We start from the raw sequence: 10,489 nt of genomic DNA, 5'->3' as shown, positions 1-10,489 counted from the left end.
GCATGCACCGGCCCTTAAGGAATCCCGGGCACCCAGGCCGCAGGGTATCAGGCCATAGGGGGAACCCGCATCCAAAAGATTGCACCACAGTTTTTCAACTTTATCGGGCGCAATGAAAATCTCAAAGCCAAATTCACCGGTATATCCGGTTCTTGACACAATGACAGGGGTGCCGTCCACAAGGCTTACCCCATTGGAAGCCTCAAGCTCCAGGTCCCCTTTGAAGGAGAAGTAAGGCATTGTGTTAAAAACGGTTTCTTTGTCCCGGATCACTCCCGACACGATCTTCAAGGCATTTTTTCCCTGGACATCCAGTTTGGCAAGCTGCTCTGATAAATCTTTTATTTCCACGGATTTTTCGTTACTGTGCAAAACCAGATGCCCGGTAATTGATGCCCCCATGCCTGCATTGACGCAGACCATGAAGCTCACATCAGAGAATCTATAAACAATGGCATCATCAATGCAGTGCCCCTGGGCATCTAAAAACGCGCCGTAAGCACACCGACCCGATGACAGGTCGCTGAGATGTCTGGTAAAGCAGAAATCAAGCAGGGCAGGGGCGTCTTTTCCCCGTACCCGGATACAGTCCATATGGGATGTGTCAAACATACCCGCGGATATAAGCACGGCAAGATGCTCGGTTTTAACCCCGGTATCATACCATAGCGGCATGTCAAATCCCCCGAAATCAGCCATATTGGCTCCGGCATTCCTGTGCCATGCGTGTAATGGTGTTTTTCTCAGATTATCGGTCATGACAAAATCCCTTTTCGATGACATATATAATGTTATATTTTAGAAAATGTACGGCACTTTCAGGTTGTATGATTTGTAAACCACAAACGTCTCAACGGAATCTATCCCGTCAATTTTTGAAACTTCCTCGGTGTAGAATTCAAGCAGATCAAAGCCTTCTTTAAACAAAACCAGCACCATGAGGTCATATCGTCCTGTAACCACGGAAACGGAAATGACACCTTTCAGGCGGCTGATCTCTTCTCCTTTTTCCACCAGGTTTGTTTCAGACAGCTTAATGCCCACAATTACGCTTCTATGGCCCGGCAGCTTAGCCGGGTCCACAAGTCCACAAAATTCGAGTACGCCTTCTTCCTGAAGCTTAAGGACCCGGGACCTTACGGTATTTTCCGTAACGCCCAACTTGTCGGCTATTTTTTTGAAAGGTTTTTTACCGTCCTTGAGCTCTCTGATAATATTGATATTGGTATCATCAATTTTCATTTTTTCGCTTTTTATGTCAAATTATTTTTGAAATAATTAATTGATGTGCCGCATTGTAAATAAACGTATCTTACCCACGGAATAGAGTCAAATATTAAGATTAGATTTTTTAATAATTTTTAAAAAAATTTGGAAAAAATTTGTGAAAGCATATATATTCTATTTAAATTCTAATGTAATTTGCAATTATTTATAATAAGTATCTACGAGGATCTATATGGCTGAAAATATCACCATCATCGGCGCCGGCCCCGGCGGTTACGCTGCCGCGCTGAGAACAGCCGACCTTGGAGCTCAAGTGACCTTGAAAATATTAGGTACGCCGCTGCATGGATAATGAAAAAAGCCTAACTGACGGGCGGGTTCACATTAAATTCGCTCATTTTATATAACAGGGTTTTATAAGAGACTTTTAAAATTTTTGCAGCTTTGGATCGGTTCCACCCCACTTTTTCAAGCACAAAAACGATCACTTCCTTTTCCACTTTGTCGGAGGCCAGTTTTTTTATTTTTTTTAAAGAGATATCTTCAAACAGTTTTTCCGAACTTGTGGACAGGTCTACAAATTCTGAAATGATCCTCATCCGGTGGTTTCCAGATTCGCTATCAAATAAATAATCAGGCGAATGCATGGCACAACCGGCTAATTTCGCCTGGGATGTATATTCTGAAGACAATGTTGCAGGCGTGGAGGCTTCCTCGGGTAACTCTTCAAAAACTTTATCCCAGGAATTGAGCACCATCAGTTTTTTTATGCAGTTCTGTAGCTGGCGTACATTACCGGGCCAGTCATAATTGCAAAGGCGGGCCATGGTCTGGCTGTCAGGCTTTTCTGCATGGGTTTTCGGGTGTTGTGACAAGTATCTTTTAAAGTAATATTCAACCAGGGAGGGGATATCCTCGGGACGTTCGCGAAGGGGCGGAATGTCTATTTTAATAATATTAAGCCGGTAAAAAAGATCTTCTCTAAAGGTTTTGTTTTTTATATTTTCTTCAAGGCACTGGTTGGTTGCCGCAATGACCCAAACATCCGTTTTAAAATCCTGGTCCGATCCAAGAGGAGAGAACTCCCCGCTTTGAAGCACATGGAGCATTTTCGATTGAAGGGAGAGGGGCATATCCCCGATTTCGTCAAGAAAAAGAACACCCTTGTCTGCGGTTAAAAATTTCCCGTAGCGCTTTTTATGTGCCCCGGTAAAAGCGCCCTTTTCATAGCCATAAAGTTCTGATTCCAGAAGAGTTTCAGGAAGGGCTGCACAATTTATTTTTACAAAATTATTTTTAGACCGATTCGATTCGGCATACAGAGTATGGGCAACCACTTCCTTTCCAACACCGGTTTCTCCTGTAATCAGAATGTTAAGACAGGTTTGAGCCACATGGTTGATCAATTCCTTTATTTTTAGCATAGGGGTGGAGACGCCTATCAGCGGGGTTGATGAAGTCATATTTTATAACACTCTCTTTTTCCTAATTTTCTTTACGTCCTATAAGTTCGGCAACCTTGCGTTCAATTTTAAACAGGTCAACAGGTTTGAAAATAACAATATCAGCCCGGGCTTCGGACGCAAGTGCCCCTGGGTGCCCCCCATACCCGGTCATGGCAATGGTTTTAATGTCATGGAATTCATTTTTTACAATGGAAATCAACCCAACACCACTGATGTTGGGCATGACTAGGTCCGTGATCAGACAATCGAAATAATCGGGTTTCTCCCTCAAAATTTTTAAAGCGGCAAATCCGTCCGCCGCAGTCTTAACTTCATATCCAAGGGAGTTAAAAAATTCATAAAAAGTAGACAAAATATCTTCGTTATCGTCCACGATTAGAAGTCGAGCCGGATTTGCCATATCAGCCTCTTTGTAAATGGAAATGTATAATTCTTTATGTCCATATCTCAATTTTCTTGGTATATGCAAGGGGAAAAAATAAGAATGTGAAAAAAAATATCCAATTCGTTGAGCAAAGGAAAAAAAACAAAAGAATGGACTGTTTTAACTATCTTGCCTAAAAATAAAATTCATACTATAAATTTGGGCCTGACAAAATTTCAGGTGTCGGATAGACACTTTCTACTGTTTTGCAATTGTTGGTATCGATATAGTAACAAGGAAATTCAATGAAAAAATCAATTATCAGGGGCTCAGGTTTTTTTGTACCGCCCCATATTGTCACCAATCAGGATCTGACCGAATTTATGGACACTTCTGATGAATGGATCCGCCAGCGTACCGGCATCCACCAACGACACTGGATTACCAAGGAAGACGCCTGCGGAGCATCGGATTTGGCGACCCAAGCCGCCCGCATGGCAATGGATAAAGCGGGTTGGCAACCCAACGATCTGGATTTTATAATTTTTGCCACCTTAAGTCCGGATATCATGTTTCCGGGAGGCGGGTGTCTTTTAGCGCGAAATCTTGAGCTTGATTCCACACCGGCCCTGGATATTCGCCAACAGTGCACCGGATTTTTGTACGGATTTGCCACAGCGGATTCCTATATCAAATCCGGGCTTGCCTCCAAGGTTCTTTTGGTAGGTGCGGAAGTACATTCCTCAGGACTTGACAAATCCACCCGGGGCAGGGACGTGACGGTGATTTTCGGTGATGGGGCCGCCGCCATATGTATCGAAGCGGTTGACACGGATGAAAACGTGGGACTGATTGCCTCGGCATTGCATGCGGACGGGCATTTTGCGGATACCTTAAAAACTGAATTGCCTGCTTCCAATCTTTTCAAACGGTTGCCCGATGATCTTCCCATTGATGATCCCCGATATTATCCGGTTATGGACGGACCTGTCATATTTAAAAAAGCTGTTCGCATGCTGCCCAAGGTGACCATGGAAGTACTGGAAAAAGCAGGAATGAATTTGTCTGATATTGACCTTGTGGTGCCCCACCAGGCCAATAAACGTATTAACCAGGCCTTTGGCCAATTCCTTAAGCTGCCCGAAGATAAAATTTTCCATAATATTGAAAAATACGGCAACACCACGGCTGCCAGTATTCCTTTGGCGCTCCATGAAGCCATTGAAACCGGCCGTATCGGCAACCCCGGGGATGTTGTACTCTTTGCCGCCCTTGGTGCCGGTCTGACCTGGGGGGCATCCCTTTATAAATTCCCCTGATTTTTTTTATCCTGTTCCGGGGATGTTTTGTTTCCCCTGAACAGGATTGATTAAAATATCAGCGTTTGTTAAACACAAGATCCAGATAAAAATTATCCGTTTGTGATGCACAGGCGAACGTATATGAGGGATCCTGGTTTCTTGCGGCCATTTCCTTTCGAATATCCCCGGCCATGACCTTGCCTAACTCCACACCGAACTGGTCAAAAGGATTTACACCGAGAATGAATCCTTCCAGAACGGTTCTGGCCTCGTAAAAAGAGAGCAACATACCAACACTTTCCGGTTCAAGATTGTCAATGGTAATGATTGTTGAGGGGCGGTTGCCGTCAAAATTTCTGGCCGGATCATCTGAACTGCGACCAAGGGCAAGTGCACCGGCCTGGGCTAAAAGATTGGCCCATAGCTCCTGGTGATTGGTCACCCCTTTGGATATTGCCTGAAGCCCGGTGTATCCCGGCATTTTTACGCCGATGAAATCAATGGGAAAAGCCTTTCCCTGGTGGGCCAGCTGGAAAAATGAATGCTGGGCATTGGTGCCGGGCTCCCCGAAGATAATGGTGCCGGCCGGTTGGGTCAAAGGCTGCCCTGTTGCAGAAACCGATTTGCCAAGGCTCTCCATATAAAGCTGCTGGACATGGGGGCTGAGCCGGGCTAATCTCGACGCATAGGGAATAATGGCCTGGGCCGGATATCCCATATAAAGGATGTTCCAAATGGAGATCATTGCTGCGGTTAAAGGGATGTTTTTTTCTTCCGGACTTTCAAGCACATGGGTATCCATTATACTGCAGCCGTTCAGAAACCGTTTGAACACATCATACCCCAGGGCCAGACTTAAAGGCAGTCCGCCCACAGCAGATGAAACCGAATACCTGCCGCCGATGAAATCAAACATGTAAAAGGAGGCAAGCACGGGTGTATCGGGGTCGTCTCCCGGACTTCCCTTTGCCGTGATGGTAACCATATGATCTTTAGGGGCAATGCCCATGGTGTTCAGCCATGTGCTGACCTGGTTGAGGTTGGCCATGGTTTCGGTGGTGGTATATGATTTGGAAATCACGATCCAAAGGGTGGTCTCTTTGTCAATGGATTCAATGACGCGGGCAAAATTGTCAATATCCACGTTGGGCAGAAAGAAAAGATCCAATTTCCTGTCAGCTCCGGCCAGGGCCTGATAGACAAATTCACAGCCAAGATATGATCCGCCAATACCAATGACAACTACCTGGGTAAAGGGTTTTCCGCAGGCCGAGCAGATTTTGCCTTCATGGACTGATGCGCAGAACTGTTCTATTTTTTCATTGACCTGTTGCATCTGCGCTTTAACGTCCATCTCCTTGTATAAAAGAGGAGAAGGTCCGGTACCCCGGGCCGCAGTATGCAACGCAGCACGGTTTTCGGTTGGGTTTACGATCTCTGCCTGGGTCATTTCACTAAATTTTTTGAGTGCATTGGACAAACGTTGAGATTCACGCAGCAAAGACAAGGCATTTTCATCGACCCGCTGACGTGAAAAATCCATAAAAAAACCGTCAATACCGAGACTGAAGTCGGAGAATCGTCCGGGCCGGCTTAGAAGCTTCTGCAGGTGGTAATCCGGCGCGTTAAAATCCTGGGCCGCTTTTGTTAATTTTTCATGAAATTTTTTTATGGAAGGATCCTCCGGATAAAGCAAACCAGCCGGGTTCATATTTATTTCTCCTTGCATTTGAGGTGTTCAATTATGATGTGATGGATTTGCTTGCCTGTTTTTTATTTATAGAATAAACTTCGAACCATGAATATAAAAAAGATTGATGCCCTGTTAAAAAAAGGGGTGAACATTCCAAATCCTGCCACCGTGTTTATCGGTGATGACGTTGACATTGAGCGCATATCCCCGGAGGGGGTAACGCTTTTTTCCGGCACCAAACTCACCGGTGCACAAACCCTGATCATGCCGGGCTCCGTTCTTGGTTACGAAACGCCGGTGACGGCTGAAAACTGTCTTATGGGTCCGGGTACAAAGCTGCATGGCGGATATTTTCAGGATACCGTGTTCATGGGCGACAATGTTTTTGGTTCGGGCGGGCATGTGCGAAAGGGTTGTATCCTTGAAGAACAGGCCAATGCCGCCCACACCGTGGGTCTCAAGCAGACCATTCTTTTTCCCTTCGNNCCGAGCCTGATTAATTTCTGCGATTGTCTTATGGCCGGGGGCACCGGTCGAAAGGATCATTCCGAGGTGGGATCGTCCTTTATTCACTTTAATTATACGCCGAACCAGGACAAGGCAACACCCTCCATGATGGGCAATGTCTACCAGGGCGTGATGCTTAACCAGAGGCCTGTGTTCCTTGGGGGACAGGGTGGACTTGTGGGGCCGGTCAGAATTGCCTTTGGATGCATCAGTGCCGCAGGATCCATTATCCGGAACAGCGAACTGCGGTGTGACCGGTTGATCATGGGCGGGACAATGAGAAGTGGTTCCGTTCAATGGCGTCCCGGTATCTACACCCGGCCCGACAGGATTTTAACTGAAAATATCTATTATATTTCAGGGCTGTATGCCTTAAAAGTCTGGTATCGTTTTATTCGACCCCTTTTTACCTGGGACTGGATGTCCCAGGCACTTGTTTCAGGGTTGCAGAAAAATATTGATCTCTGTATTCAAGAACGGATAAAAAGGCTGGATGCATTTGGAGACAAACTGAAACAATCAAAACAACTTTTACTCCAAAGGGAAAAAGGGCAGGGCAGTCAGACAGTTGCCGTCCATGAGATCGTTCTGGAAAAACTGTCCCGGGCGTCATCAATATTTGATCAGGCTGAAAATGAACTTAAAACTCCCGGGCCGGATGGGGAACAATTTATACGGCACATAGACACGAATATTAGTCATAACAAAAAGGATTACGTTGGATTTATCCAGGGCCTTGACGAATCAATTTCGATCATGGGGTCAACATGGCTCAAAGGTATTGAAGATCGAATTGTTGGTCTGTTTGGGTTGGACGTATAACTTTACAAAATTAAAAAGCGGGATAACCATTTAATGGGACAGTTATTTGGAACAGACGGTATACGGGGCAGGGCAAACGCCTATCCAATGACATGCGAACTGGCCATGAAAACAGGCCAGGCAGTAGGCATTCTAACGCAAAAGTCGTCCAACAGATGTGTAATCATTGGCCGGGATACCAGGATTTCGGGCCCAATGATTGAATCTGCACTGACTGCCGGGATTGCGTCCGCCGGTGTTGATGTGATGATCACCGGTGTTATTCCCACCCCCGGTGTGGCGTATTTGAGTCGTGCCATTGAATCCTGTGGGGCCGGCATCATGATCTCCGCCTCTCATAACCCCTATTATGATAACGGCATCAAAATTTTTCAAAAGGGCGGTATGAAATTGTCCGATGAGCAAGAGGCCGACCTTGAAAAAATGATTCTTGGCCCACCCATAGAGTTGCCTTCAAAAATTGGCACCATTGTATCTGTCGATGATGCCCAGGAAAGGTATGCCCAATTTCTGGTAAAAAAATTTAATTTTCAAAACAAGCAAAGAAAGCTTAAACTGGTTATTGATACGGCCAATGGCGCGGCCAGTTTTTGTGCTTCCAAAATATTCACCCCTGACATTTTTGATGTAAGCTTTATCCACAACACCCCCAATGGCATAAATATAAATGAGGAATGCGGGTCTCAACATACAAAAGATTTAAGTGATCATGTCAGAAAAGTTAACGCAGATATTGGCCTTGCCTTTGACGGTGATGCCGATCGTTTGATTGCCGTGGATGAAACTGGCCGGCAAATAACCGGAGATACCTTGCTGGCTGTTTTAGCTAAATTTGCCAAACAAACCGGAAAACTTGGCAATAATATCGTTGTCAGTACGGTCATGAGCAATGTGGGGTTTGGCAACGCACTGGCACAGTTGGATATTAAGCACGAAATAACCGGAGTCGGTGACAGAAAGGTGTTGGAGCGCATGCAAGAGACTGGTGCCGTTATGGGCGGGGAAGATTCAGGCCACATGATTTTTCTGGATGAACAGACCACAGGGGATGGTGCATTATCGGCATTAAAGCTCATCGAAGTGATGCTGGAAACCCAAAGACCGTTATCCGAACTTTCTATGGTTATGACCGTTTACCCCCAGGTCCTGATCAATGTTAAGGTGGACGCATCCAGGCCGGATTTTATGAAAGTTCCCATTGTTGCAGATACCATTAAAGAAGTTGAATCACAACTCGGCAGCCAGGGCAGGGTACTTGTGCGGTATTCCGGTACACAACCCTTGCTCCGGGTTATGGTTGAAGGGCCTGAAGAAAATTTAACCCGGCAATGCTGTGAGAAAATCTGTCAGACCATCAAAAAAAGTTTATAGCAGCTGTGGAAACCTCATATTACCAGCTTATACCCTATCCCAATAGAAGGACTGGATAATCTTTCTGTCCGAAAGGTGCACCGCAATTTTCTTCCTTAAATTATGGTACAAAGCAGCTTTAATATTAAGGCGATTGACAGATGAATCATCAAATTCCGTGTTTTGAATTTCATGATGTCTCGTTTGCCTGGCATGGCGAACGGGTCATACTGGATGATCAGAGTTTTACCCTGCCTCAGGATGTGTTCGCTTTGATCCACGGGCCGTCCGGGGCCGGGAAATCAACCCTTCTGCGCTTGATGAACCGCCTGGAGGAGCCAGACACGGGAAAGATCAGCTACCTGGACCAAAACCTTACGGATTGTAATCCTTCTGAACTGCGGCAACAGGTGGCCTATCTTCAGCAGACACCGGTCATCCCCGATCTATCCGTCAAAGATATTTTGCTCCAGCCCTTTTGTTTTCGCGTAAACAAAGAAAAAGCAAAACCATCTGATCAGAGGCTGAAACAGCTGCTTGACAGGGTGAAAATGAAAGACATCGGGCTTCGTGATTCCGGTGCGGCGCTTTCCGGCGGGCAGCGGCAGCGGTTGAGCCTTCTGAGAACTGTGCTGACCGGTCCAAAGGTATTGCTGCTTGACGAGCCGACATCTTCATTGGACCGTGAAAGCGGACGCTATGTTCATGAACTGCTGGAAGATCTCAACCGACAGGGCTCCACCATTGTCATGATTACCCATGACAAATTTTTGCCAAAAAACGTTGCGGTGATGGAAATCACCATTGACCAAGGGAGAGTCTTGGTATGCCGTTGACAACAGGAGCTATGGATATCAGTGCAACTGAGCTTGCACTTGCATCTCTTTTTATTGTTGCCGCAGGCGCAATTTCCATGTGGAGTCGTATCGGTCTTGGAAAATCCATTCTCACTGGAGCGGTAAGATGCGTTCTTCAACTGACGATCATGGGGTATGTCCTCAGTTTTATATTCGGCATGGCATCTGCCTGGATCGTTCTTTTGCTGTTTTGCGTCATGGTGGCATTTGCAGTCCGTATTGTCAGGGGCAATGTTTCGGAAAAAAGCATCCCTTTTGTTTTTCCCTCATTTATCTCTATGCTTTTGGTGTATGCAGTCGTTACAGGCATCGTTACCGGATTGATTGTCGGCGTCAGACCTTTCTGGCATCCCCAGTACTTTATTCCCATAGCCGGAATGGTGGCAGGCAACTCCATGACCGCCCTGGGTCTGTCACTGGATCGGCTGCTTTCTGATTTAAAAGCCAAACGGGATTTGGTGGAGATGAAACTTTGTCTGGGCGCAACACCCGTTGAAGCCTCACAGGATATCTTCAGGGATGCCCTTAAAGCCGGGATGATTCCTTCAGTCAACTCTCTGGCAGGCGTCGGTATTGTTTTTATTCCGGGGATGATGACCGGCCAAATTCTTTCCGGTGAGGATCCAATGCTCGCCATCCGTTACCAGATCGTGGTGATGTTCATGCTGGTGGCATCCACGACCCTGACCGTGAGCATGGTTCTTGGCATTGTCCGGCAGCGCTGTTTCAGTCCCGGTCACCAGCTTTTGTTAAGGCCGAAGCAACCTTTGTAACCCCCCCAAGGTAAGTGCATACACAAAAAGGGAAGGGGAGGGCGCTGATTAGCAGATTAGGGCCTTTTTCCAACCTCAAGCTCCTGACATTGACGATAAATCATTAGCCTATCCCAAAAATCCCGTAAG

At 46.2% G+C, this 10,489-nt stretch carries 10 protein-coding genes and 1 pseudogene; 6 read left to right on the top strand and 5 right to left on the bottom strand.

The features are described from left to right. Together B3D59_RS18085 and B3D59_RS18080 are read right to left on the bottom strand one after the other, a co-directional pair. Window positions 1-759 (bottom strand): annotated as a pseudogene (locus B3D59_RS18085) (aminomethyltransferase family protein); the annotation flags it as partial. Window positions 760-798: 39 nt separating this feature from the next. Further along, a complete protein-coding gene (locus B3D59_RS18080; RefSeq protein WP_286822546.1) occupies window positions 799-1,242 on the bottom strand; it encodes an Lrp/AsnC family transcriptional regulator in 444 nt (147 codons plus the stop codon). A gap of 217 nt (window positions 1,243-1,459) precedes the next feature. Between B3D59_RS18080 and B3D59_RS18075 the strand changes: the two genes are divergently transcribed. Further along, window positions 1,460-1,579 carry an FAD-dependent oxidoreductase gene (locus B3D59_RS18075; protein ID WP_286822545.1) on the top strand — a complete coding sequence of 40 codons (120 nt, stop codon included), beginning with the start codon at window positions 1,460-1,462 and terminating at the stop codon, window positions 1,577-1,579. A gap of 10 nt (window positions 1,580-1,589) precedes the next feature. Here the strand turns inward: B3D59_RS18075 and B3D59_RS18070 are convergent, their stop codons facing one another. Continuing rightward, complete coding sequence (locus tag B3D59_RS18070) at window positions 1,590-2,690, bottom strand: sigma-54 interaction domain-containing protein (protein WP_286822544.1); 1,101 nt, start codon at window positions 2,688-2,690, stop codon at window positions 1,590-1,592. Between the two features lie 22 nt (window positions 2,691-2,712). After that, entirely contained in the window at window positions 2,713-3,093 is a 381-nt protein-coding gene (locus B3D59_RS18065; protein ID WP_286822543.1) for a response regulator, read from the bottom strand. 269 nt (window positions 3,094-3,362) lie between these two features. Here B3D59_RS18065 and B3D59_RS18060 point away from each other — a divergent pair, with 269 nt between their 5' ends. After that, the gene (locus B3D59_RS18060) at window positions 3,363-4,376 is read left to right on the top strand and encodes a 3-oxoacyl-ACP synthase III family protein (RefSeq protein WP_286822542.1); all 1,014 of its coding nucleotides are present in this window, start codon (window positions 3,363-3,365) and stop codon (window positions 4,374-4,376) included. 58 nt (window positions 4,377-4,434) lie between these two features. Here B3D59_RS18060 and B3D59_RS18055 read toward each other — a convergent pair whose 3' ends face one another. Further along, window positions 4,435-6,069: a glucose-6-phosphate isomerase gene (locus tag B3D59_RS18055; protein ID WP_286822541.1), complete on the bottom strand. Its 1,635-nt coding sequence runs from the start codon at window positions 6,067-6,069 to the stop codon at window positions 4,435-4,437. A gap of 87 nt (window positions 6,070-6,156) precedes the next feature. Here B3D59_RS18055 and B3D59_RS18050 point away from each other — a divergent pair, with 87 nt between their 5' ends. The 4 genes from B3D59_RS18050 (at window position 6,157) to B3D59_RS18035 (ending at window position 10,360) form a co-directional block, all read left to right on the top strand. Continuing rightward, window positions 6,157-7,380: a protein GlmU gene (locus tag B3D59_RS18050; RefSeq protein WP_286822540.1), complete on the top strand. Its 1,224-nt coding sequence runs from the start codon at window positions 6,157-6,159 to the stop codon at window positions 7,378-7,380. Window positions 7,381-7,413: 33 nt separating this feature from the next. After that, window positions 7,414-8,751, top strand: coding sequence for a phosphoglucosamine mutase (glmM, locus tag B3D59_RS18045; protein ID WP_286822539.1), 1,338 nt, complete (start codon window positions 7,414-7,416; stop codon window positions 8,749-8,751). Window positions 8,752-8,891: 140 nt separating this feature from the next. After that, the gene (locus B3D59_RS18040; RefSeq protein WP_286822538.1) at window positions 8,892-9,566 is read left to right on the top strand and encodes an ABC transporter ATP-binding protein; all 675 of its coding nucleotides are present in this window, start codon (window positions 8,892-8,894) and stop codon (window positions 9,564-9,566) included. Next, complete coding sequence (locus tag B3D59_RS18035) at window positions 9,557-10,360, top strand: ABC transporter permease (RefSeq protein WP_286822537.1); 804 nt, start codon at window positions 9,557-9,559, stop codon at window positions 10,358-10,360. The genes B3D59_RS18040 and B3D59_RS18035 overlap by 10 nt, the downstream gene beginning before the upstream one ends. The last annotated feature ends 129 nt before the right edge of the window (window positions 10,361-10,489 follow it).

It is taken from the genome of Desulfobacter sp. UBA2225 (assembly GCF_002348205.1).
Lineage (GTDB): Bacteria > Desulfobacterota > Desulfobacteria > Desulfobacterales > Desulfobacteraceae > Desulfobacter > Desulfobacter postgatei.
This window is presented reverse-complemented; position numbering and strand designations above follow the sequence as displayed.

What these genes read in the sequence shown, in the direction of transcription:
- B3D59_RS18080 (WP_286822546.1), bottom strand. Translation starts at nt 1,242, where the DNA reads ATGAAAATTGATGATACCAATATCAATATTATCAGAGAGCTCAAGGAC.
- B3D59_RS18060 (WP_286822542.1), top strand. Translation starts at nt 3,363, where the DNA reads ATGAAAAAATCAATTATCAGGGGCTCAGGTTTTTTTGTACCGCCCCAT.
- B3D59_RS18070 (WP_286822544.1), bottom strand. Translation starts at nt 2,690, where the DNA reads ATGACTTCATCAACCCCGCTGATAGGCGTCTCCACCCCTATGCTAAAA.
- B3D59_RS18055 (WP_286822541.1), bottom strand. Translation starts at nt 6,069, where the DNA reads ATGAACCCGGCTGGTTTGCTTTATCCGGAGGATCCTTCCATAAAAAAA.
- glmM (WP_286822539.1), top strand. Translation starts at nt 7,414, where the DNA reads ATGGGACAGTTATTTGGAACAGACGGTATACGGGGCAGGGCAAACGCC.
- B3D59_RS18040 (WP_286822538.1), top strand. Translation starts at nt 8,892, where the DNA reads ATGAATCATCAAATTCCGTGTTTTGAATTTCATGATGTCTCGTTTGCC.
- B3D59_RS18075 (WP_286822545.1), top strand. Translation starts at nt 1,460, where the DNA reads ATGGCTGAAAATATCACCATCATCGGCGCCGGCCCCGGCGGTTACGCT.
- B3D59_RS18065 (WP_286822543.1), bottom strand. Translation starts at nt 3,093, where the DNA reads ATGGCAAATCCGGCTCGACTTCTAATCGTGGACGATAACGAAGATATT.
- B3D59_RS18035 (WP_286822537.1), top strand. Translation starts at nt 9,557, where the DNA reads ATGCCGTTGACAACAGGAGCTATGGATATCAGTGCAACTGAGCTTGCA.